The sequence below is a fragment of the Aeromonas sp. 603757 genome (assembly GCF_049171255.1).
GTDB classification, from domain to species: Bacteria; Pseudomonadota; Gammaproteobacteria; order Enterobacterales; family Aeromonadaceae; genus Aeromonas; species Aeromonas veronii_A.
Window position 1 is genome coordinate 62,175 of record NZ_JAAKOE010000004.1, and the last position, 24,381, is coordinate 86,555.

Here is a 24,381-nt window from a genome sequence, read left to right on the forward strand (position 1 = left end):
GCAAGATAGGTCAGATCTGTATTCTTGGCAGATGAGAATATCATCTGCCAAAGAGATATGTTGAGGAATGAGGTCTGCCTGTCAGAATATAGCCAAGTGACTATTTTATAAAAATTTATTGGTTTTTTATAAAAACCAGCATGCTGTTCATATTCCACACTATATAGACAATAGGTGGTTGTGATTTTTACTGGATTATATATGTGGATCAATTTCTTTGGGCAATAATCAACGACCATGTATTGCTTTAGTGGCCGACCAGTTTACTACATTCAGTTTGGCTCCAGACGCAGATTTAATTCAAATAACACCGATAGATTGGCAATGGAAGTTAAGATTTTACAAACCTGACTTTTTATTTGTCGAATCAGCCTGGCGTGGTTATAAGGATAGCTGGAAAGGGAAAATAGCCAGTTATGCCCATAGTTCGCCCAATAAACCAGAGCTGCGGAGGTTGCTGGAATTCTGCCAAAAGCGGAAAATCACAACAATCTTCTGGAACAAAGAAGATCCGTTTCACTTCGAACGCTTTGCTGATGCGGCCGCGTTGTTTGATGTAGTCTACACCACGGACTCCGGCTCACTGGAGCGCTATCATGCGCTCCCCCATCAGCGTTTTCAGCATGTCGGTGTGCTGATGTTTGCTGCCCAGCCACGCTGGTATCAACCTGCAGAGAAGGGAGTGCGCGGTCAGGAGGTCGCATTTCTGGGGGGCTATTATGGTAACGAGCTGGCTGAGCGAAGCAGGGTTCAGGAGGATATTCTTCTGGCATTGCGAGATAAGAATCTGATTATTTTTGACCGGTTTTGGCAGAAGGGAAATGGCTGCAGCTATCCTGAGCAACTACAACCCTACTGTAAACCTGCGATCACTCAAATGTCGGTTGCCAAGGCATATCAGCAATATCAAATATATTTAAACTTCAATACGATTAGTCAATCTTCAACCATGCTATCCCGTCGGGTGTTTGAATTGGCCGCTGCTGGCTGCCCTATTATCAGCACCCCTTCGATCGCCATGGATAACATTTTTGGCAAGAGCATTGTCGCAGTGCAGGATGGTGCTGCGGCGCGCGAATGGTGTGAACAATTACAAAAAAACGTTCGACTAAGAGACGAATTGGGTCAAAACGCGATGGAAATCGTGCTGGCCCAACACACCTGGCAACACAGGCTGACACAGCTCAACAGTGAACTCAGTCTTTATTAGTTAATTTCGGATAGATAAAACCAATTAGCTCACACGGGAGTGATTATTATGCCAATTAAGGCGCAGCGAGTATTGATCGTTTTTGGTACCAGACCGGAAGCCATCAAGATGGCCCCTATCGTCAAGGCTTTCCAGGCCAATCGCAAGGTTGACGTGCGGGTCTGTGTGACCGGGCAACACCGGGAGATGCTGGATCAGGTTCTCAACCTGTTCGAAATTGAACCGGAATATGATCTCAACATCATGAAGCCGGGCCAGGATCTGACCGATGTCACGACCGCCATCTTGCAGGGGCTCAAACCCGTTTTTGCCGAGTTCAAACCGGACCGCATTCTGGTGCATGGTGACACGGCTACGTCGTTTGCGGCGACACTGGCCGCCTACTACCACCGTATCGCGGTTGGCCATGTTGAAGCAGGGCTGCGCACCGGCAACATCTACTCTCCCTGGCCGGAAGAGGGGATGCGTCGTTTGACTGGCGGCATCGCCGATCAACACTACACCCCGACGATCAGCTCGCTGAAAAACCTCATCATGGAGAACATCGCTCCGGAGACCATCTTCGTCACCGGTAACTCGGTGATCGACGCCTTGATTGAGGTTTCCCAACGCATTGATAAAAACCTTGGCATGAAGGCTGAACTGGCCGCGCGCTTCCCTTTCCTCGACAAGAGCAAGAAGCTGATCCTGGTCACCGGCCATCGCCGCGAAAACCATGGCGATGGCTTTGAGCGGATCTGCAAGGCGCTCTCCGTACTAGCCCAGCGTGATGATGTGCAAATCGTCTATCCGGTGCACCTCAACCCCAATGTACAAGAGCCGGTCAACCGCAACCTCAAGGGTCTCGACAATGTACATCTGATCGAGCCGCAAGATTACCTGCCGTTCGTCTATCTGATGAAGCAGAGCTACCTGATCCTGACCGACTCGGGCGGTATTCAGGAAGAGGCGCCCACCTTGGGCAAACCGGTGCTGTGCATGCGAGATACCACAGAGCGTCCTGCTGCCGTCAAGGCCGGAACAGTTCGTCTGGTGGGGACCTGTGACGAGACTATCGTTGCAGAAACCGTTCGCCTGCTGGATGACGAGCTGGCCTACCAGGTGATGAGCCATGCCAACAACCCCTATGGGGATGGCAGAACCAGTCAACGCATCGTTGAGGCTGTCATTGGCCTGAGCGGCGCCCTCGGCCAGCAGATTGACAGCAGCCTGCAAGTGGCCTGATTTACAGATTACATAACTGTCCTTGGGGGCATATTTGCCCCCTGTTTTACTTTTGAGAGCACAAGATAATGAAATTCGAAACCATCTCCGTCGTTGGTCTGGGCTATATCGGTTTGCCAACAGCAGCAGTCATCGCCAGCAACGGCATTCGGGTTATCGGTGTCGATGTCAACCAGCATGCGGTAGACACCATCAATCAGGGCAAGATCCATATCGTGGAACCGGGCCTGGAAGATCTGGTCAAGCAAGCGGTGCAGGATGGCCACCTGAGCGCACACACCAGCCCGCAGAAGGCGGATGCCTTCCTGATTGCTGTGCCGACCCCGTTCAAGGGTGAAGATCACGAACCGGATCTGAAATATATCGAGAGTGCTTCCCGTGCCCTGGCGCCCATGCTGGAGAAAGGCAATCTGGTGGTACTGGAGTCCACTTCTCCGGTGGGGGCCACCGAACAGATGGCCAAATGGCTGGCCGAAGAGCGCAGCGATCTGACCTTCCCGCACACAGTGGCAGAAGGCCAGACCCCTGACATCTTTGTTGCCCACTGCCCGGAGCGCGTGTTGCCCGGTCAGGTGATCCGCGAGCTGGTGGAGAACGATCGCATCATCGGTGGCATGGACAAGGCCAGTACCGAAGCCGCCACTCAGGTCTACAAGATGTTTGTCAAGAAGGGTGAGTGCATTGCCACCGAAGCGCGCACCGCCGAGATGAGCAAGCTGACCGAGAACGCTTTCCGTGATGTCAATATCGCCTTTGCCAACGAACTGTCGCTGATCTGTGACCAGCAGGGCATCAATGTGTGGGAGCTGATCTCCCTTGCCAACCGTCACCCGCGAGTCAATATTCTGCAACCGGGTTGCGGCGTGGGTGGCCACTGCATCGCAGTTGATCCCTGGTTTATCGTCAACCAGAATCCTGACACTGCCAAAATCATCCACCAGGCTCGCCTGGTCAACGACTACAAGCCGCACTATGTGGTGGCGCAGGTAGAAAAAGCGGTTGCCGGTCTGAGCAATCCGAAAATTGCCTGTCTGGGTCTGGCCTTCAAACCGGATATCGACGATCTGCGTGAGAGCCCGGCGCTGGATATCACCAAGACCCTGGCAAATAACCCGGCTTATAAAATTCTGGCGGTTGAGCCCAATATCGAAGCACTGCCGCCGGTACTGGAAAACCGTAACAACGTCGTTCTTTCCACACTATCCAATGCCCTGCAACAGGCTGATGTCATCGTGATTTTGGTCAAGCACAAGCAATTCCTGGGCATGACCCTGCACGATGCAAGGTCCAGCGAGATACTCGACTACGTTAACGCCATTCAGTAATTAACTACGGGGCCATGTCAACATGGCCCCGTTCACATATATAAAAAACATGAAAAAACAAATAAATAATAGAATTAAAAAGAGAAAGACAGCTGCAACGTCAAAAGCTGATCTGATAAAGCAACTGGATATTGCGACCAATACGTCTGCAGAAAAGATAGATCTTCTTGAAGGTGAGGTTTCTCTATCTAAAACCCAATTGCATGAAGCCAGGGTTAAATATAGAAACATTACCCAGCAGGTCGCCAATTATAAGGGGAAAGTCTCACTCCTAGAAAAGGAGTATGATGAAGTTCGTGTACAGAGGGATGCTCTTGAGGCACAGCTTCACCAGCTTAATAATCAGGTTGAGCAACTCAATGAACACCTATTGAAAAAAGACAGCATCCTGTCTGTCAATACGGCGATAACACAATCTATTCAGTCTGATCAAGAACACATGAAAATGGACTTCTTGCGTTCAAGGCTTGCCCTTCATGAGATGAGGCAAGAGTTGGCGCGTGTTCATCATGAACTGGAAGAGCAGCGGATGAAAGCTGCCAAACTTAAAAATACCCTCTCTTATCAACTCGGCCACGCACTTATTTTCTCGACCAAGAGCTGGAAGGGCTTCTTCTCTTTACCACTCAAATTATTGGCACTGAAGAAGACAGCTAAAGAACGTCGTGGAATTACCTCATCCCCAAACATCTTGCCCAAGTTACTGCTTGACACGACAGGTGCTACCAGTCGTGCCGATCTGATTCATCTTGAACGTGCTATCGAGAAACTGGTTTTGGATACGGGCGATGGTATCTCCAACGCGTTAAGACGTCTAAAAGTCGCCAGTATTATGGATGAATTCACCTATCTATCCTACGAGCCTGAGTGCAACCTGCTTCAGCTTACCCCGCAGAATTGGTTGACCGAGCTTGAGTCATTCCGGCCAGAGTTGCTCATGATCGAGTCTGCCTGGCGCGGTAAAAATGACCTCTGGGGTAGTAAAGTCGGCCATATGAGCCAGGAAGTCGTCGATATTGTCGAATGGTGCCGCAATAACAGTGTACCCACAGTCTTCTGGAATAAAGAAGATCCGGTTCACTTTGAAACCTTTCTTAATACAGCAAAGCTCTTTGATTATGTCTTTACCACAGACATCGATTGTATTAGTCGATATAAGACAGCTCTTGGGCACGGTCGTGTTTATTTTCTGCCATTTGCTGCCCAACCAAAGGTTAATAACCCGATTGAGAAGTATCAGCGTAAGGATGCATTCTGCTTTGCCGGTGCCTACTATACGAAATATCCTGAGCGTACCCGTGACCTCGGGGATTTTTTGTTAAGTCTGCCCAATTTTAAACCAGTTGAAATATATGATCGTAATTTTGGAAAAAATATTCCTGATTATCAATTCCCAGAAGAGTATCAACCTTTTATTGTCGGTACGCTCCCTTATAGCGAGATCGACAAGGCCTACAAGGGTTATTACTACTCTATCAATTTGAACTCGATCAAACAGTCGCAATCGATGTTTGCGCGCCGAGTTTTCGAGTTGCTTGCTTCCAACACGATCACCGTCAGTAACTTCTCTCGTGGAGTTCGCGCCATGTTTGGCGATTTGGTCTTCACAGGGGATTCCGGGAGTGAGTTGGTCAGGCGGTTGCAGAATGTCGCCGGCAATCCGCTAAAGGTGAAGCAGCTACGACTGATGGCCCTACGCAAGATCATGCTGGAACATACCTACCAAGATCGTCTTGCCTATATCTACTCCAAAGTCAGCGACACTCAGCTTGAAAACATGCTGCCCGCTATCTGCGTCACGGGCTACGCCAGAAGCATCGAAGAGTGTGTTCTCCTGATGCAGCACTTCAATCGTCAGCAGTATGACAACAAGCGTATGGTTATTGTCACAAGCAATGGATTGGACACCTCTGGTCTCGCGCCTCAGGACGCGATCACCTTGCTCAGTGCTTCCGACGCAGAGCAGTTGCGACTACGCGAGGTGTGCGGTGGCGCTTGGCTGTCGGTCATGGTCGCTGAAGATTACTATGGCCCCCATTATCTGACTGACATCATCATTGCGACTCGCTATACCGACGCACAGGTCATCGGTAAAGGAGCCCTCTATAAGGTCAAGAGTGATGAACTGCAATTAAATTATGGTGAGCGAATTTATCAAGAGGTGGCTAGCCTGCCGGCGCGAAGCAGCCTGGCGTTTGGTTCAGTGATCCCCGAGAATAACCTTCGAGAATGGGTCACCAGTCTCTATACCTATCACTATGAAAATGTTCTCGCCTTCTCGGTGGATGAATTCAACTACTGCATGAATGGTGCTGAGGTTGCTGAACGCTTCGATGCGTTCAATGCCCCCACACTGGAAACTGGTTATGGCCTGTCCGAGCTCAACCAGATCGCAGAAAATTGTCAGCCATTTGAGCGTAGTGTTGATGAACTGCCCGCTCTGCACGCAACAACCCTGAATGAGTTGCTGGTACCGGCCAAAAATACGCAAGTTTCAGCCGTGATGGAAAATGGCCTGCTGACCCTGAGTTCCTCTCTTCCGGACGGAAAACACGAATACTGGTATGCCAAGCGCGAACACCACCTGTCGGAGCTCAATGTACAAGATGGCAAGCTTCGCCTGCACATGGAAACCACACCGGGGCTGAACCTGCAATTTGTCCTCTTCTTTATGGACACTAACAAGGAGCGGCTCTCTCATGTGGTGAAACCTGCCAATCGCAATGTGGAGATTCCACTTCCCAGCGGGACGGCATCGGTCAAGTTTGGCCTGCGGATCTATGCTGCTGGCTCGGCGTCGCTGTCATCGCTCATTCTCGACTTCAAGCCTCAGACACCCTGCCAGCAACTGGCGTGCAACCCGTACCTGGTGATTACCAACAACTATCCCAGCTACAACGACCTTTATAAAAATGCCTTCGTTCACAGTCGCGTCAAGGCTTACAAAGAGGCTGGTGTAGTCTGCGATGTCTTCCGCTTCAAGGCCGATACAGCGCTCTCTTATCATGAGTTCGAAGACATAGATGTCACCACAGGGGGATCCGAAGCTCTCGAGGTACAACTACGGCACGGTCGTTACAAGCACATCGTGATCCACTTTATCGATCGTGGAATATGGGACGTTATCAAGCAGCATCTGGACCAGGTGCAGGTGACTGTCTGGACCCATGGCGCTGATATTCAGTCCTACGAGCGCCGAGCCTTCCTCTATGACACACCTGAGCAACACGCCAAAGCACAGACCTTGAGTGATGCCCGTCTTTCTCTGTGGCGAGAGATGCTCAGCCCCATGCACCCAAATCTGAAAATAGTCTTTGTGTCACGGTATTTGGCAGAAACCTCTATGGAGGATCTGGGAATCCAGATCCCACCGCAGCAATATGCAATCATCCATAATCCGATTGACACTGACTTCTTTGAATACAAACCAAAAAGTGTTGAACAGAGAAAGAAAATTCTTTCTATCCGACCTTATGCCTCCCGCGTTTATGCTAATGACCTGATGGTCAAAGCCATTTTGGAGTTGCAGCAATACGAGTTCTTTAAAGAGCTGGAATTCAGAATCATTGGTGACGGCCCACTATTTGACGAGATCCTCGCTCCCATCGCCGGACTGGACAACGTCATTATCGAACGGCGCTTTGTCAATCGTCATGAGATCAAGGCGCTCCATCAGCAATATGGGCTCTTTATGTGTCCCACCCGTATGGATACACAAGGCGTATCACGGGATGAGGCAATGGCCTCAGGATTAATACCGCTCACTAATGCTGTAGCGGCAGTGCCCGAATTTGTGGATAGAGACTCTGCAATCTTAGACTATGCAGAACATTATTCATCTCTTGTGAAAGGGATTATAGCTATCTACTCTTCCCCTGAAGAGTTTATGCGAATGAGTACCAATGCAAAGAATAGAGTTAGAATGAATTGTTCAAACAAAGCAACAATTGAGTTAGAATTGAATCAAATCACAAATAAAAATATTTAAACACAAGACTAAATTATGAGACTAGCCATTTTTGGTAGCTGTGTAAGTAGAGACTCCATTGGCTTTGATGAAGAAGATAAAATTGAACTTCTTGCCTATTTTGCAAGAAGTTCAATGGCCAGTGCATTTGGAAATGAACCCAAAGACACCCCTGTTGACACAAGTGTTATTAAGTCTCAATTTCAACGAAGAATAGTTGATTATGACATCAACAAGACGTTTAGACGAGATATCACTGCGTTAGACTTCGATTATCTGCTTATGGATTTCATTGATGAGCGATTTAATATCTGGAGATCCCCTGAAGGGGGTCTCCTTACTCTGTCAAATGAATTTATGTCCTCAAAGCATGAACTAAATGGTGGCAAACTCATTCAATCTGGCAGTATTGAGTGGCTCAGGTATTGGGAAATGGCCTGGAGTTCATTTTATGAACTCATGAAGGGGAATGGATTACAAAACAAAATAATAATAAGTGAATCCTATTGGTCTGAATACATGGCATCTGGGTGTAATACAATTCCAAATTATCCAAACACTCTTATTAAACGCTCAAATGAAGTATTAGCTAAACTATACGAAATTATAAGAAAAGATCTTCCCGACTCAGCTTTCATAAGATTTTCCCAATGTGAACTAATAGCTAAGAACGATCATCAGTGGGGCGTCAGCCCATTCCATTATATAGATGACTACTATAAAAAAATAATAAACTTCCTTTACAAAAAAGAGCGCGCCGATATTTTATCTAATGCACTATCTAGTGATTTTATTTCAGTAAGGTTTAATGGAAATAATATTGACGTGTCTTATGATGGGAATCTTCCTGACTCTATTGTATCAGCATGTTATTTTTTAATTAATAACAACCGATGGGATATCAAACATTATAGTAACACCCACAGTTTTCAGATAAACGTCCCTGACGAATTCACCAAAGGGGTTGACACGATTGAAGTCATCTATTTCCTAAGAGATTCGTATGATAATAGAGCATCATTGAGGCTCAATGTTGAGGAATAAATGTCGATTGATTTCATAATTCCTTACTTCTATTCCTCGCACCGAGGTAGTAAAAAGGATTGCGATGACAGACTGACCTCTTGCTTGGAAAGCGTTGATGGGGAGAATATCTGTATTGTCGCAAATGAAGCAGGTTCGCAAAGATACAAGAATATCAGCTTTCATTGTATAGCGACAAACGATATTACTAATGCTAGCGCCAGAAACATTGCTGTTAACAAGAGCAATAGTGAAAAAATTTTCTTTCTAGATGCGGACTTAATAGTTAACTCTCAATTACTGGCACATTTCAATGTAAAAGAAAGTGATAGGACTACAGCCCCTATAGCATTTGAAATGTACCCCTGTCTCTATCTAACCAAGGAAGAGACTGAGCGCTTTGATGGGGATTTTCAGGGCTGCCTGGAGTCTTTTTTGCGGGGAGAAAATCACCGGGTGGAGGGAATCGCCCTGGCCAGCAGTTGCTTGCTGATGAATCGCGAGTGGTTTTTGCAGCTGGGGGGCTTTGACGAGCAGTTTGTCGGCCATGGCGGCGAAGATCTCGAACTGATTGACAGGCTCACCCGTCATTACCCCATCGGGCCACGACCTGATGACTATGCCCTCAATATCAAGGCACAGCATCCGGGAGATTATCAGGGGTTTCGCCGCTATTTCAGTTATTATGCGCTGCCCCATCTGTTTGCCGGCCGGTTTCTGGTTCACCAGTGGCATCCGCGCCCACTGACTCACCCTTACCACAAGCGGCGGGCTAACAATGATCAGTTGCTTGAGCAGATGCTGGCTCGCAGTGAAGCAGAGCGAGGCCCGTTGAAAGGGCCCGTGGTGCCCTGTAACGACCTTGGCGGGGAGCTGCCGGATTTTCGCGAGTGGATGATCCGTTTGCAGGAGGAGGCGGGCTATCCGGTGAGCGAATATCCGGGGCTGTTGCGCTGGCAAGAGGGGGTGCAGCGCAAGCGGCCACTGTGGCGCAAGCTGCGCAAGCTCTACCTCAACCCTCGGGCCTTTTTCAGAGATATGTTTAAGCCCACATCTCGCTGAACTTTTTATCTGAGCAATTTGCATGACTCTATGGACACAATCCAGCGGCATACTGGCCCGCAGCACTCAAATCAGCGCCTGTCTGGGACAACCCTTGGCGCGCTTTGCTTCCCCTGATGCCGTACAGCCGGGGGATGTGCTGGTCGGCTGGGGCCAGAAGGCTAATACCCACCAGATCAAGGAGCAGGCCAAGACCCTGAGTTTGCCCTATTGGCAGCTTGAAGATGGCTTTATCGGTTATATCGGCCACCCCGCCAGGGGGGGCAAGGCGGTCTCGCTGATCGCCGATCCGGTGGGGATCTATTACGATGCCCGCCAGCCCAGCCAGCTTGAACAATTGATTGCCACCCCGTGCGAGCCACAGATGTTGGCACGGGCCGAGCGACTGATCGATGAGCTGGTACGCCTCGGGGTCACCAAATACAACTGTTATGCCACTGCCCCCGATCAGTCGATTGCCAGCGGCAGCGTGACCGCCCTCTCTGCTGTCGGGGACTATGGCGGCTTGCCATCAGGGCTTGCCACACGTCTGCAGCAGAGCGCCAAACCCAGGGTCCTACTGGTCGATCAGGTGGCGGGGGATCTCTCCATTCCGGGGGCGCTGGCCAGTGAAGCTGATTTTGTGGCGATGGTGGAGGCGGCGCGCCGCAATCATCCCGATGCGCGCCTGCTGCTGCGCACCCATCCCGATACTCGCCTTGGCAAGAAGCGCGGGGTGTTGGCCCGTCTGAACCTGGATGATGTGGAGATTGTGGCCGATCACTGCCATCCCCATGCACTGCTCAATGTGGTGGATGCTGTCTATACGGTGTCATCCCAGCTTGGTTTTGAGGGCCTGTTGCTTGGCAAGCCGGTCTATTGCTTCGGTATGCCGTTTTATGCGGGTTGGGGGCTGACCCATGACAGCAAGCAGTGTGAAAGGCGCAACGTAAAAGTGTCGCTCGCCCAGCTGGTCGCGGCAGCCTTGATCCGCTATCCCCGCTATCTCGACCCTGTGCTGGGCCAGCGTTGCGAGGTAGAGGAGGTGATCGCCATTATTGCCAATCAGCGCCGCCCCGCGCCGCGCTGGCGCAGGCTTTATCTGGTCGGTTTCTCGCTGTGGAAGCGGGCATTTATGCAGGCGTTTTGCCAGCATTTGGCCGATGAGTTGCGCTTTGTGCGCAAGCCACCCAAGCGGTTGACCGGTGACGAGCAGATATTGGTGTGGGGTAGCCGCCACCCTGATCTCGCCTCTGCAATCCGGGTCGAGGATGGTTTTATTCGCTCGAGGGGGCTGGGCTCCAATCTCTGTCGTCCCTCCTCCTTGTCACTGGACCCGGTCGGGATCTATTTCGACAGTCGCACTCCCAGCGGGCTGGAACAGTTGCTCAACTATCAGGAGTTGACAGAGGCGGAGGTCAAGCGCGGGGATGCGCTGCTCGCCTTGCTACGGGAACACAGGGTCAGCAAATACAATGTGGGCGAGCCGCAGCACTACACCAGGCCCGATGATGGTCGTGAGCTGGTGCTGGTGGTGGGTCAGGTAGATGGCGATGCCTCCATTCTGACCGGGAGCCCCCATATTCGCAGCAATGAGCAGTTGCTGTGGGCGGTGCGAGCGGCCAAACCCGATGCTCATATTCTCTACAAGCCACACCCTGATGTGGTGGCGGGCAATCGTGGTGGGGCGATTTCTGCGGCCTGTCTGGCGGAGTGTGTCGATAGCCAGGTGCTGGATATTGGGCTCACCAGCCTCTATCCCCATGTGGATGAGCTGCATACCATGACCTCGCTCAGTGGCTTCGAGGCGCTGGTGCAGGGGGTCAAGGTGACGACCTGGGGCCAACCCTTCTACAGTGGCTGGGGGTTGACCACGGATGCCAATCCGCCTGCTCGTCGTCAACGTAGTCTGCCGCTGGCGGCGCTGGTCTATCTGACGCTGGTTGCCTATCCGCTCTATCTCGATTGGCAGACCGGGCTCTGGATAAGTCCGGAGCAGTTGATCCACCAACTGGCGAAGCAGGGACACTCATCGGCCCAAAAAGTGAGCCGCTGGCAACGCTGGCAGCTCAAGCTCGGTTACTTGTTCCAGACGCTCATGCAGCGCCCCTCTCTCTCCCCGTTTTTGAGATAAGTCGTCAATGAAGATTTTGTTACTGCAAGGCCCGCTTGGCCCTTTCTTTCAGACCCTGAGTCGCCAGTTGACCGAGGCGGGACATCAGGTGGTGAAGATCCATTTCAATGGCGGGGATGAGTGCTGGCCCTGTGCCGGAAAAAATCTGCGTTTTCGCGGGAAACCGGAAAGCTGGAACGCCTTTTTCCGCCGGGTGCTCAAGCAGCAGGGTATCGATACGGTGATCTGTTACGGGGACTGCCGTTATTACCATCTGGAGGCTGGCCGTATCTGCAAGTTGAAGCGAGTGCCATTCTGGGCGATGGAGGAGGGCTATCTCAGACCCGATTTCGTCACGCTGGAGCAGGGTGGGGTCAATGCCTTCAGCCCCTGGTATGAGCGGCGCGATCAACTTGCCCAACTGGATTGGCCTGTGCCTTATGACAGCTCGCTCAAGGTGGGCAAGACCTTTGCGGTGCGCGCCTGGTATGCCAGTCGCTACCACATCAACAAGTCGCTGTTCCGTTGGCGTTATCCCCACTTTGTGAATCACCGTCCCTGGAGTCTGGTGCAGGAGGCGATGGGGTGGGTCTGTGGCGCCATGGTGAAATACGGCAACTTGCGCCAGGATCGCGCCCTGCTCAAGGCGTTGCCGCAGCACGCCGGGCGGATCTTCTTTGTGCCACTGCAAGTGACCGAGGATTTTCAGATCCGGGAGCACTCTGACCTGAGCGGGGTAGAGGAGATGGTTGCGCAGGTGATCAACTCCTTTGCGGAGCATGCCAAACCCGAAGATGTGTTGCTGTTCAAGCACCACCCCATGGATCGGGGCTATGTCAGTTATCGTGCCCAGATAAACAGGCTCATCGCGGTGCTTGGCCTGGAGGGGAGGGTCTTTTACGGTTATGAACTGCCGCTGCCAACCCTGTATCCCTTGCTCAAAGGGGTGATCACCATCAACAGCACGGTCGGTCTCTCTGCTTTGCTCCATGATGTACCCACCTTCTGCATGGGGCGGGCACTCTATGATATTGACGGTCTGACCACCAAAGGTTCGCTGGCCTCCTTCTGGCACTCGCAGAGCCCTGTATGTGCCGAGACATTCAAACGGGTGCGCCACTCCTTGCTCCATCTGACCCAGCTCAATGCCAGTTTTTACCGTCATCTGAAAATGAGTGCGCTGGCGGTCATGGAAAAAATGAAGCTTTCAGCGCCGAATATGCGTGATGAGCTTGTATCGCCGGAACGCCGTATGAGGGTGAATAATACCATGTGCCTTACATTACCCTGGCTGGCCACTCTCGATGGTATTAGCGACCCGTTTACATCTATCGGTTCAACCGCTCTGATGTTACTCGTTTGATGTCTGCCTATTTTTGATTTAGTGTGTTAGTGAGAGGTAAATAAAACCAGGAAGGTTAACATGAACATTCACGGTTGCTTGTTATCCATTGGACTCTTGGGGCTGCCGACTTTTTCCATGGCAGCTGAACATGATCTTTCACTCATTATTCACGGGGCATCAATACACAGTGATTGTTCGCAGGGAACAGGAAAAAAAAGCAAAACCTGTGACTTTAATGGTTTTAACCCGGGATTGGGATTGGCGTGGGTGTTCTTGGGTGACAACGACACGGGAAAACTTGCGCTGCGCGGCGGGCTTTATCGGGATTCTCTAGAAAATACAGCTGGTTATGCGGGTTTCTCTTATCGGAAAGAGTGGTATCTCACCGAACATGTTTTTGCTGGGGTAGGGGCGCAGGCTGGTTATCTCAACGGTTCGGGTATTGATGGTTTTGCCGCTTTGCCGATAGTGATACTGGGTTACAAGTCAGTTGCATTGGAAGTCGGTTATGCACCCAAGGTTGATTGGGTACCTGGGGGAGACCATGTCGCGGTCACCACCTTCTCATTGCGATGGACGCTGTAATATTAGCGAAATATGATCGCCATTACGCATTGTACTTTGTCATTTTGTCACGTTTTTTAATACACATTTGTGGTGGATATAATCTGGCAAGCTGTGTGAAATATATTTCAGGCCAGATTTTGACTTGTGAGTCATAAAATGGTGCCCCATTTTATCTGAGCAACAATTATTGTGGATTTATTTCAAGATGAGCTAAGTGGCATATTCATTTATCAATATTGATTGCATCTGGAACATTTAAAAATAAAAAGCCCTTCACCATGGTGAAGGGCTTTTTGCTATCTGGCGTTAGCCGATGGGGTCGCCCCGCTCTGGCTTAGTAGCCCTGCTGGTGCACGTCCATCACGGCGCGGCCGGACGGGTCGGCCATCTCCTTGAACTTGGCATCCCACTCCAGCGCGGTGGGGGTGGAGCAGGCGACCGACTTGCCGTAGGGCACGGTACGGGCGGCAGCTTCCAGCGGGAAGTGCTCGTCGAAGATGGCGCGGTAGAAGTAGGCCTCCTTGGTGAGCGGGGTGTTGATGGGGAAGCGGAAGGCGGCCGCTTCGAACATCTGATCCGTCACTTCCTGCTCCACCATGGCTTTCAGGCTGTCGATCCACGAATAACCTACGCCGTCGGAGAACTGTTCCTTCTGGCGCCATGCCACTTCGTGGGGCAGCAGATCTTCAAACGCTTCGCGCAGGATGTGCTTCTCGATCTTGCCCTTGCCACACATTTTGTCGGCGGGCTGCAGGCGCATCGCCACATCCATGAACTCCTTGTCGAGGAAGGGCACGCGACCCTCCACACCCCAGGCTGCCATCGACTTGTTGGCGCGCAGGCAGTCATAGAGGTGCAAAGAGGCAAGCTTGCGCACGTTCTCTTCGTGAAATTCGCGGGCGTTGGGCGCCTTGTGGAAGTAGAGGTAGCCGCCGAACAGCTCGTCGGAGCCTTCGCCGGAGAGCACCATCTTGATCCCCATCGCCTTGATGTAGCGTGCCATCAGATACATCGGCGTGGAGGCGCGGATGGTGGTGACGTCATAGGTCTCGAGGTGATAGATGACGTCGCGCAGGGCATCCAGACCCTCCTGCACGGTGAAGTGGATCTGGTGGTGGATGGTGCCCAGATGGTCGGCCACCTTGCGGGCGGCGGCGAGATCCGGAGACCCTTCCAGACCGACGGCGAAGGAGTGCAGTTGCGGCCACCAGGCTTCGCTCTTGCCATCGTCCTCGATGCGGCGCGCCGCATAGAGCTTGGTAATGGCGGAGATAACGGACGAATCAAGCCCGCCGGAGAGCAGCACGCCATAGGGCACGTCGCACATCAGCTGGCGTTTGACCGCCGCTTCCAGCGCGGCTTTCAGCTCCGCTTTGTCGCTGACGTTATGCTCGACTGCGGCGTACTCCATCCAGTCGCGCTTGTACCACTGTTTGAGCCCGCCATCCTTGCTCCACAGGTAGTGTCCCGGCGGGAAGGTTTCGACGCTCTTGCAGACCGGCACCAGCGCCTTCATTTCGGATGCGACATAGAAGTTGCCGTGCTCGTCGCGACCGGTATAGAGGGGGATGATCCCCATGTGGTCGCGACCAATCAGGTAGGCATCCTGTTCGGCGTCATAAAGAATGAAGGCAAAGATGCCGTTGAGATCGTCGAGAAACGCCGGGCCCTTCTCCTTGTAGAGGGCCAGCAGCACTTCACAGTCAGATTTGGTCTGGAACTGGAAGTCGACCTTGAGGGTCTTTTCCAGCTCTTTGTGGTTGTAGATCTCGCCATTGACCGCCAGCACATGGGTGCGCTCGGGGTTGTAGAGCGGCTGGGCGCCATTGCCCGGGTCGACGATGGCCAGACGCTCATGCACCAGAATGGCTTTGTCTGAGCTGTAGACGCCGGACCAGTCAGGCCCGCGGTGACGCAGTCGCTTGGACATCTCCAGCGCCGATTTGCGCAGGGCTACTGCATCGGACTTGATATCCAGAATGCCGAAAATTGAACACATTGGCGGTAATCCTCTTGATTTTTATATGAGCCCCCCACGTTTGGGCTCGAAATTCCATTTACATTCCTCGTCAGACACAATGCCTAGCGGAAAAACCTTTTGCAAGCGGGAAAACCGCAGAAAATCATGCCGTAAGCGTCAAGCAGATCAACAGGATAAGGGTTGCTGCAACGGGGCCGGGTGACGTGAACGTCAAGCTGAGGCGGGTTCGAAGATCACATAGACCTTGCGACAGGGGGTAAGGGTCTCCCACTCTCCGACAAAGCCTGCCGGAATCACGAATTGATCGCCGGGTTTGAGGGCTAGCTGGCCGCCCAGATTGTCGTGGATCACCACATCCCCCTCCAGCAGTTGGCAATACTCGTGCTCGGTGTAGTGGATGGCCCAGCGGCCAGGCTCGCAAGCCCAGAAGCCGATGTGAAACTGCTGGCTGGGGTCGGAGTAGTGGTTCCACACCGTCTGACTCGGATGGCCTGCTTTAATGCGCTCGGGGGCTGGCATCAGCGGGGTAGGGGCCGCCTCATGGCGGTCGAGCAAAATCCAGTCGTTGAGGGTCTTCATGGTGCCTCCTTGGCTGCGGCAGATAGGAACGCGGGGCCATCCCGGCCCCACGTTTGTTCGTTTTATTAAACGAGGTTATGCATAACTTAAACGATGCGTTCCTGCTTGCCAAGAGCCCTTGCCAAGGGCTGCTGGTCGACGACTCAAAGTGGCTGCAAGCGGCGGATCACATGGCGGGCAAAGCCGCTGCCCGCTTCGTTGTAGACGTTGAACACAGCATCCACCCCCTGCTCCTTGAGGGAGGCGATATCATCCTCGAAGCGGACGATGGCGGCGATCTTGCCGGCAAAGCCGTGGCTGCGCAGTTTCTCGATGGCGTAGAGATTCCCCGAGTGGTGGGGCATCGCCAGCAGTACCAGATTGACCTGATTGGAGAGCAGCACTTTGTCCCAGAAGTCGGTATCGGTGGCATCCCCCTCGATGACGTTCATCCCCTGGGCGCGCAGGGTCGGCAGCTTCTCGCTGTCGTTCTCCACCCCGAGGATGACGTTGCCGTACTTGTTCTCCAGCTCGAAGTAGGCCCCCTGACCGATCCGTCCCATACCGAGGATGATCACCTCCGCATCGCCAAGCTCGATGGGCCTGTCTTCCGGATGGAGGTTGCTCGCCTGCAGCCCCTTGAGCCAGTGACCGATACGGTGGTAGATCCGCTCGCTCTGGGCATTGAGCGGGGCGGAGATCATGAAGCTTGCCGCCAGCGCCAGCGAGACCGCCACCAGCCACTCGTAGGAGAGCCAGCCCGCCTTGGCGGCGATGGCCGCGACGATCAGGCCAAACTCCGAGAAGTTGGTGAGCGCCAGGGTGGAGAGCAGCGCGGTACGCACCCGCAGGTGAGCGCCGCTGTAGACCAGATAGTAGAGCGCGCTTTTGAGCGGCAGGGCCAGCACCAGTGCCAGCGCCAGCAACATGGTGTCGTGGGTCGGCAGACCGTTGAGTCCGATGGTGAGGAAGAAGCAGATAAGAAACAGGTCTTTGAGGTTGAAGAGCGCCTTGGCAAGGCCTGCTGCGGCAGGATGGGAGGCGAGCATCATGCCGATGATAAGGGCCCCCAGATCCGGCTTGAGGCCGACCACTTCAAACCCGGCTGCACCCACCACCAGTGCCAGAAAGACCCCGAACAGCACCTGCAACTCGCCGTGACCGGCCCGCTCCAAGAGCTTGAACAGCAGCGGGCGCAGCAGCGGCAGTCCCAGCACCCAGAGCGCCCAGATACTGGGCCACTTGCCGCTGGAGAAGGCCAGAAATGCCACCGCGAACACATCCTGCATCACCAGCACGCCGATGGCGATGCGGGCGTAGAGGGCATTCATGTCACTGCGATCTTCCAGCACCTTGACCGCAAAAACGGTGCTGGAGAAGGAGAGGGCAAAGCCCAGAAGTAGTGCCAGCTTCCAGTCCAGCGACAGGGCCAGTACCAGTCCTAGCCCCTTGCAGACCAGCAGTACCACGGTAAAGAGCAGGGTGGAGAGCAGCAGATGCAGGCTGGTGGTGCCCCACACATCGCGCCGCATCAGGGTCTTGATATTGAGCTTGAGCCCGATGGTGAACAGCAGCAGGGTGACGCCGAGATCGGCGATCTCGTTGAGGGCTGGGGTGTTGTGATAGCCCATGCCATTGAGGATAAAACCGGCGGCCAGAAAGCCGAGCAGAGGGGGCAGGCCAATCAGATTGACCAGCATGCCGCAGCCAAAGGCCACGGCGATCAGAATGGGTTCCATAACAGATCCTGCAAGGGCAGGAGAGACCCGCCCTGTTTAACGCTTGGGTGGTGATTAGACGATATCGATGTCGACCACGGAGTCGAAAATATGGTTCGGGCGAAACGGCATACGGTCGATATCCGCTACCTTGCTCACCCCGGAGAGCACCAGCACCGTCTCGAGACCGGCCTGAAAGCCCGCCAGAATGTCGGTGCGCAGGTTGTCGCCGATGATGATGGTGTCGTCTGAGTGGGCCTCCATCCGGTTGAGCGCCGCACGGATGATCCAGGCGCTTGGCTTGCCGACATAAAACGGCTTCTTGCCGGTCATCCGCTCGATGGGGGCGCACAGGGCGCCGCAGGCCGGGTGCATCATGGGGCCGTGGGTATCGGGGTTGGTGGCGATAAAGCGGGCCCCCTGATCGACGAACTTGGCCCCCTGTTGCATCATGGTCCAGTTGTAGTTGCGGGTCTCCCCCACCACCACGAAGTCGGGGTCTATGTCGGTGATGGTGAAACCGGCCTTGTAGAGCTCGTGGGTCAGCGCCCCTTCACCGATCACATAGGCCTTCTTGCCATCCTGACGCTTGAGGAAGTCGGCGGTGCCCATGGCGGAGGTATAGAAGCACTCCTCCGGCACTTCGATCCCGGCGGAGCGGAAGCGGTTTTGCAGATCTTTCTGGGTCTGGGCCGGGTAGTTGGTGAGGAACAAGAGCTTGCTGCCCTGCTCCAGCAGGCGATGGACGAAACGGTCGGCACCGGGGATGAGATCGTTGTTGTGCAGGATGACACCGTCGATATCGCAGATGACGTTCTTCTTCATGAAAACTCCTTGTCAGGGCGCAGGCGAGCCGCCAATCGTTAAGATGTTCAATCATTTATGATTTTTGTGACGCCATTATAAGTCTGTTTGATGACAAGTCTCCCCTGTCTCGCCACTTCGGTGCACAATAAAGCTGCCGTCGGGTCAGTCTGGTGGAGGGGCTGACGCCGGATCACTTTGCTGATGGAGCCGTTGCCATGGACACCCCGATTCCCAAGCCAGTCACCCCCGAACACCTCACCGCCGCGCAATTTATCGCCGGACTGCCGAAACTGGAGCTGCACCTGCATATCGAGGGCAGCCTCGAACCCGAGCTGATGTTTGAGCTGGGCCGCCGCAATAATGTGCCACTGCCCTGGCCCGATGTGGCCAGCGTGCGCGCCGCCTATGACTTTGACTGCCTGCAATCCTTTCTCGACCTCTACTATCGCGGCGCCAGCGTGCTGGTGACCGAGCAGGATTTTTTCGACCTCACCTGGGCCTATCTTGAACGTTGTGCTGCCGACAAGGTGGTGCATGTGGAGATCTTCTTTGACCCGCAGACCCACACCGCCCGCGGTGTCCCTTTTGCTACTGTGCTGGGCGGCATCGAGCGGGCGCTGCAGATCGGAGAGCAGGAGTTTGGCATCAGCTGGCGCCTTATCATGAGCTTTTTGCGCCACCTCAGCGAAGAGGATGCCTTTGCGACGTTGGAAGAGGCTATGCCCTTCCTGTCACGCATTCATGGCATCGGCCTCGACTCGGGGGAGAAGGGCAATCCGCCCAGCAAATTTGCCCGTATTTTTGCCAAATGCCGCGAGCTGGGGCTGCCGGTGGTGGCCCACGCAGGTGAAGAGGGCCCTGCCGACTACATCTGGCAGGCGATCAACGAGCTGCAGGTATGCCGCATCGATCACGGAGTGCGTTCGGCAGACGATCCCGAGCTGCTGCGCTATCTGGCGGATACCCGGCTGCCGCTCACCGTATGCCCCCTCTCCAACACCCGGCTCAAGGTGTTCGGCAATATGGCCCAGCACAATGTGTTGCGGCTGCTGGAGCAGGGGCTCTGCGTCACCATCAACTCGGACGACCCCGCCTACTTTGGCGGCTATATGAATGCCAACTTTGTGGCGCTGGCCGATGGCCTTGGCGCGACCATGAGTCAGCTCTGCCGCTTGTCGCTCAATGCCGTTGAGGCGAGCTGGCTAAGCTTGGCCGACAAGGCGCGGCTGACCCGGGAGATCCGCAGTTATGCCGAGACTCACGGGGTGATCCTGCATTGAGTCAGGCGCCAATGAAGTCGAGATGACATGCACTATATAAAGAGAGGCCCGCCATCACTGGCGTGCCTCTTTCGTTTCAATGGTCGGTGTGGTTATCGGGGCAGGTCAGCGTTATGCCACTCGCACCAGAAACTTCTCACCCTGTCCTTCACGCTTGAAGCGCTCGAGCAGGGTGGGCAGTGCCTCGAAATTGCCCACCACCAGCGGCGGCAGGGTCAGCTTGCCGCTCGTCATCTGCTCCATCATGGCGACACCGGCGGCCACCAGTCGGCTCCACTGCTTGTCGGTGCCAAAGGCGTGCTGGGCACCGAGCGCAATCTCGTGCAATGAGTGGCAATGGGCAAAGGCGGGTAGCGGATTGTGCGGGATGCGCCCCAGCACAGTCACCATATGGCCGTAGTAGCCCAGCGCGGGCAGCAAGCTCTCTGCCTGTTGGCTGGAGACCAGATCGATGATCCCCTCAAACGGCTCGTTGCCGTTGGCCGCCTGCAAAGTGGCGAGCCACTCGGGATCCCGATAATCGGCCACCCCCTGCACGCCGATCTGTTTGAGCCAGTGATGGTGGCGTGGGCTGGCGCTGGCAAAGACTCGCGCTCCTTGCTGGAGGGCGAGCTGCACCGCAAAGCGGCCGACACTGCTGCCAGCACCTGTGATGAGCAGCGCTTCCCCGTGCAGGCGCGGCAGCTTGGCCAGCGCCTGCCACGCAGTGAGGCCGGGACAGGGCAGGGCGGCGGCCGCCTCGTCACTCAGGGCATCGGGCACTGGCAGCAGGGCGCGGGCTGGTACCCGGGTGTGGCGGGCAAAGCTGCCGTGGTGGCGCAGGTCGGTGTGATAGGCGACCCGGGCACCGAGGCGCAGATGGCTGACGTTGGCGCCGAGCGCCACGATAGTGCCCATGCCATCGACGCCGGGCACCTGACCCTCCTGCCAGTTGGAGTGGCCATATTCGATCAGCTTCCAGTCCACCGGGTTGAAAGCGATAACCCGGTTGGCTACCAGTACCTCGTCAGGGGCGAGCGGTGCCAGGGGCAGATCGGCGAGGGTAAGCTGGGTCGGTTCACCGGGGGCATGCCAGCACCAGGCTTGGGTGTGATTCATGATGACTCCTTGTGAAAGCGAGGGGAGAGAACAACGAGATCATTGCAACAGTGATTCGGTCAGTCATATCACTGTTGCTAATGCGCAACAATACAGCAGGCCCCAACCTGTGGGGCCTGCGTTACGTGGCCGGTTGGCCATCGGCAATCAGCGGCTGGTAGCTGCGTCATCGGCCTGATAGACGGGGTAGTCGGTCAACCCCTTCTCGCCGCCGCCAAACAGGGTGGCCGGATCGTGGGGGGCCAGCGGATAGCCGTGGCGCAGCCGGTTCGGCAGATCCGGGTTGGCAACGAAGGGGCGACCAAAACCAATCATGTCGGCCCAGCCCGCTTCGAGGGCGGCGCGTGCGCGATCACCATCATATTTACCGGCGTAGATCAGGGTGTTGGGGAAGGCATCCCGCAGACCCAGCTTGAAATTCTCCGGCATCAGGGGGGCATCGTCCCAGTCCGCCTCGGCAATGTGCAGGTAGACCACGTTGAGCTGGCCCAGCAGACGGGCGGCCGCCAGATAGGTCTCCTGCGGATTGGCATCGACTGTGCCGTTGAGGGTGGTGAGCGGCGCAAGACGCACCCCGACCCGATCGGCGCCGATTTCGCTACTGACTGCCTCGGTCACCTCTTTGAGGAAGCGCAGCCGGTTTTCCAGCGAGCCGCCGTAGCCATCGGTGCGGGCGTTGGACTCGGAGTCGAGGAACTGGTTGATGAGGTAGCCGTTGGCGGCGTGAAGCTCGATGCCGTCAAAACCGGCGCTGATGGCGTTGCGTGCTGCCTGACGGAACTGGCCCACCACCGCATCGATATCGGCCTGAGTCATGGCGCGCGGAGTGACGGTCTCGACAAAGCCCGGCGCATCGCTGCCGTTATCGACGAACACCTTGACGCCCACTGCGGGCAGGGCTGAAGCGGAGATGGGCTGGGCGCCGCCGATGTTGTCCGGATGGGTGACCCGGCCCACGTGCCAGAGCTGGGCGAAGATGGTGCCCCCCTTGGCGTGCACGGCATCGGTCACAAGCTTCCAGCCAGCGATCTGCTCGGCACTGTAGATCCCCGGCGTCCAGGCATAGCCCTTGCCCATGGGGTCGATTTGGGTGCCTTCGCTGATGATCAGGCCCGCCTCGGCGCGCTGGGCGTAGTAGCTCGCCATCATGGCGTTGGCCACATCACCCTGCTGACTGGCACGGGAGCGGGTCATGGGGGGCATGACGATGCGGTTGGCAAGGTGCAGCTGGCCGAGGCGCAGCGGGCAGAACAGGTGATCGTGGCTCATCTTGAGTTCCTCATGGTGGAAGTGAGGCCACTTTATGCCGCCATCTTGTTGTGAAAAAGGGGGGTAATTGCACAAGAGAATTGTGCTTGATGCAGCAATCGATGCAGCAATCAGTGCAAACCGTCGGGAAAGAGGCGTTGAGGCATAAAGTTGAAGCATAAAAAAGAGGGCCGTCTGGCCCTCTTCTGTATTCTGCTGGTGGCAGGCTCAAGCGGTGGTGGGCATCACTTTCACCCGCTCGATGCGCCGCTCGCTCACCTCGATCACCTCGAAGTTGAGTTGCTGCAGTTGCAACTGCTGGCCCGGGGTGGGCAGGGTGCCGAAGTGGGAGAGCAGCATGCCCGCCAGGGTCACGTATTCATCGCTCTCGCTCACCAGCCCCTCATGCTCCAGCACCTGCTCCACATGATGGATGTTGGTGCTGCCGTTGATCAGCCACCCTTCACCATCGCGCACGATATCCGGGGTTTCGTCCTCGTCCGGCAGCTCGCCGACGATGGCCTCCAGCAGATCGTGGGTGGTGACCAGCCCCTGGATCACGCCAAACTCGTCGGAGACCAGAATAAGGCTCCCCTTGGCTTTGCGCAGCTCCGCCAGCAGGCGGATCACGTTGATGGTCTGCGGCACGATAATGGGGTCGTTCTGCTTGGCCAGTTCGCTCAAGGATTGCCCTTCGTTCAAGGCAAACAGCAGGTCGCGCGCCTTGACCACCCCGATCACCTCGTCCAGATCCCCGTCACAGATAGGGAACAGGCTGTGGGGCTCGTGCTGCAGCAGGGCGCGGATCTCGTCGCTGGAGTCGTTGATATCGATCCAGGCCATCTCGGAGCGCGGGGTCATGATGGTGCGAATGGAGCGCTCGGCCAGCGACAGCACGCCGGTCACCATATAGCGCTCCTCCTCGCCAAAGCTGAGCGGCGCAGGCGCCGGTGCATCCAGATCGTCATCCGGCTGATCCTGATAGGCCTTGCTCCCCATCAGCTTGAAGATGGCGGCGGTGGTGCGCTCACGCAGGGGCAGCTTGGATTCGTGACGCATGGCACTGCGCTGGGCAAGCTGGTTGAAAAACTCGATCAGCACCGAGAAGCCGATGGCTGCGTAGAGGTAGCCCTTCGGAATATGGAAGCCGAACCCTTCCGCCACCAGGCTGAAGCCGATCATCAGCAGGAAGCTCAGACAGAGCACCACCACGGTGGGGTGGGCGTTGACGAAGCGGGTCAGCGGCTTGGAGGCGAGCACCATCACCACCATGGCGATGGTCACGGCGGCCATCATGACGCCCAGGTGTTCCACCATGCCGACGGCAGTGATGATGGAGTCGAGCGAGAAGACCGCATCGAGCACCAGAATTTGGGCGATCACCACACCGAAGCTGGCGTAGGCGCCGACCGGGCCGTCATCCTGGGGTTTGGCTTCCAGCCGCTCATGTAGCTCGGAGGTGGCCTTGAACAGCAGGAACAGGCCGCCCCCCATCAGGATCAGGTCCCGACCGGAGAAGGGGTGATCCCACAGGTGCAAAATCGGGGTGGTCAGGGTGACCAGCCATGACATGACGCTCAGAAGTCCAAGTCGCATCAGCAGGGCCAGCGACAGGCCGATGACGCGTGCCTTGTCCCGCTGGGCGGGAGGCAGTTTTTTCACCAGAATGGCGATAAAGACCAGGTTGTCGATCCCCAGCACGATTTCCAGAATGATCAGGGTAAACAGACCGATCCAGATATGGGGATCCAGCAGCAATTCCATTGTATGACCTCAATAAAAACAGACAGAGCAGAGAGTGATCACGGCGCGCGATGGCCGCAGTAACAGCAAGGCAAAGGTGTTATTCAGAGGCGCTGATTAAGCAGAAAAAGAT

Annotated in this window: 17 protein-coding genes; 10 read left to right on the forward strand and 7 right to left on the reverse strand. The window is 55.0% G+C overall.

The window, feature by feature from the left end; all coding sequences use genetic code 11:
• Positions 1–217 precede the first annotated feature (217 nt).
• The 9 genes from G5332_RS05240 to G5332_RS05280 all read left to right on the forward strand — a co-directional run bounded on the left by G5332_RS05240 (position 218) and on the right by G5332_RS05280 (position 13,833).
• Positions 218–1,210, forward strand: a complete 993-nt coding sequence (locus tag G5332_RS05240; RefSeq protein ID WP_421297211.1) for a CgeB family protein — start codon at positions 218–220, stop codon at positions 1,208–1,210.
• A 48-nt stretch (positions 1,211–1,258) separates the two neighbouring features.
• A complete protein-coding gene (wecB, locus tag G5332_RS05245) occupies positions 1,259–2,434 on the forward strand; it encodes a non-hydrolyzing UDP-N-acetylglucosamine 2-epimerase (protein ID WP_227342487.1) in 1,176 nt (391 codons plus the stop codon).
• A gap of 68 nt (positions 2,435–2,502) precedes the next feature.
• Positions 2,503–3,759, forward strand: coding sequence for a UDP-N-acetyl-D-mannosamine dehydrogenase (wecC, locus tag G5332_RS05250; protein ID WP_421254611.1), 1,257 nt, complete (start codon positions 2,503–2,505; stop codon positions 3,757–3,759).
• Between the two features lie 22 nt (positions 3,760–3,781).
• The gene (locus tag G5332_RS05255) at positions 3,782–7,747 is read left to right on the forward strand and encodes a glycosyltransferase family protein (protein WP_421254610.1); all 3,966 of its coding nucleotides are present in this window, start codon (positions 3,782–3,784) and stop codon (positions 7,745–7,747) included.
• Positions 7,748–7,762: 15 nt separating this feature from the next.
• The gene (locus G5332_RS05260) at positions 7,763–8,770 is read left to right on the forward strand and encodes a DUF6270 domain-containing protein (RefSeq protein WP_421254609.1); all 1,008 of its coding nucleotides are present in this window, start codon (positions 7,763–7,765) and stop codon (positions 8,768–8,770) included.
• The gene (locus tag G5332_RS05265) at positions 8,771–9,811 is read left to right on the forward strand and encodes a galactosyltransferase-related protein (protein ID WP_421254608.1); all 1,041 of its coding nucleotides are present in this window, start codon (positions 8,771–8,773) and stop codon (positions 9,809–9,811) included.
• A gap of 22 nt (positions 9,812–9,833) precedes the next feature.
• A complete protein-coding gene (locus G5332_RS05270; RefSeq protein WP_421311165.1) occupies positions 9,834–11,924 on the forward strand; it encodes a capsular polysaccharide biosynthesis protein in 2,091 nt (696 codons plus the stop codon).
• Positions 11,925–11,931: 7 nt separating this feature from the next.
• On the forward strand, positions 11,932–13,266 hold the full coding sequence (locus tag G5332_RS05275; RefSeq protein WP_216953368.1) for a capsule biosynthesis protein: 1,335 nt from the start codon (positions 11,932–11,934) through the stop codon (positions 13,264–13,266).
• A 60-nt stretch (positions 13,267–13,326) separates the two neighbouring features.
• Positions 13,327–13,833, forward strand: coding sequence for a hypothetical protein (locus G5332_RS05280; RefSeq protein WP_227342501.1), 507 nt, complete (start codon positions 13,327–13,329; stop codon positions 13,831–13,833).
• Between the two features lie 316 nt (positions 13,834–14,149).
• On the opposite strand, the gene asnB is transcribed toward G5332_RS05280, so the two are convergent.
• The 4 genes from asnB to G5332_RS05300 all read right to left on the reverse strand — a co-directional run bounded on the left by asnB (position 14,150) and on the right by G5332_RS05300 (position 18,897).
• Positions 14,150–15,814, reverse strand: a complete 1,665-nt coding sequence (asnB, locus tag G5332_RS05285; protein ID WP_421311166.1) for an asparagine synthase B — start codon at positions 15,812–15,814, stop codon at positions 14,150–14,152.
• A gap of 192 nt (positions 15,815–16,006) precedes the next feature.
• Positions 16,007–16,375 (reverse strand): cupin domain-containing protein, encoded by a 369-nt coding sequence (locus G5332_RS05290; protein WP_213387010.1) that lies wholly within the window; start codon positions 16,373–16,375, stop codon positions 16,007–16,009.
• A 143-nt stretch (positions 16,376–16,518) separates the two neighbouring features.
• Positions 16,519–18,093 carry a cation:proton antiporter family protein gene (locus G5332_RS05295; protein WP_041209381.1) on the reverse strand — a complete coding sequence of 525 codons (1,575 nt, stop codon included), beginning with the start codon at positions 18,091–18,093 and terminating at the stop codon, positions 16,519–16,521.
• Positions 18,094–18,147: 54 nt separating this feature from the next.
• On the reverse strand, positions 18,148–18,897 hold the full coding sequence (locus tag G5332_RS05300; RefSeq protein ID WP_005337281.1) for an HAD-IIA family hydrolase: 750 nt from the start codon (positions 18,895–18,897) through the stop codon (positions 18,148–18,150).
• A 197-nt stretch (positions 18,898–19,094) separates the two neighbouring features.
• Here G5332_RS05300 and G5332_RS05305 point away from each other — a divergent pair, with 197 nt between their 5' ends.
• Positions 19,095–20,159: an adenosine deaminase gene (locus G5332_RS05305; RefSeq protein WP_421255212.1), complete on the forward strand. Its 1,065-nt coding sequence runs from the start codon at positions 19,095–19,097 to the stop codon at positions 20,157–20,159.
• Between the two features lie 111 nt (positions 20,160–20,270).
• Here the strand turns inward: G5332_RS05305 and G5332_RS05310 are convergent, their stop codons facing one another.
• The 3 genes from G5332_RS05310 to G5332_RS05320 all read right to left on the reverse strand — a co-directional run bounded on the left by G5332_RS05310 (position 20,271) and on the right by G5332_RS05320 (position 24,269).
• Complete coding sequence (locus G5332_RS05310) at positions 20,271–21,257, reverse strand: zinc-binding dehydrogenase (protein ID WP_421209149.1); 987 nt, start codon at positions 21,255–21,257, stop codon at positions 20,271–20,273.
• Positions 21,258–21,404: 147 nt separating this feature from the next.
• Complete coding sequence (locus G5332_RS05315) at positions 21,405–22,526, reverse strand: alkene reductase (RefSeq protein WP_421209150.1); 1,122 nt, start codon at positions 22,524–22,526, stop codon at positions 21,405–21,407.
• Between the two features lie 207 nt (positions 22,527–22,733).
• Positions 22,734–24,269, reverse strand: coding sequence for a TerC family protein (locus tag G5332_RS05320; protein ID WP_421255213.1), 1,536 nt, complete (start codon positions 24,267–24,269; stop codon positions 22,734–22,736).
• Positions 24,270–24,381 lie beyond the last annotated feature (112 nt).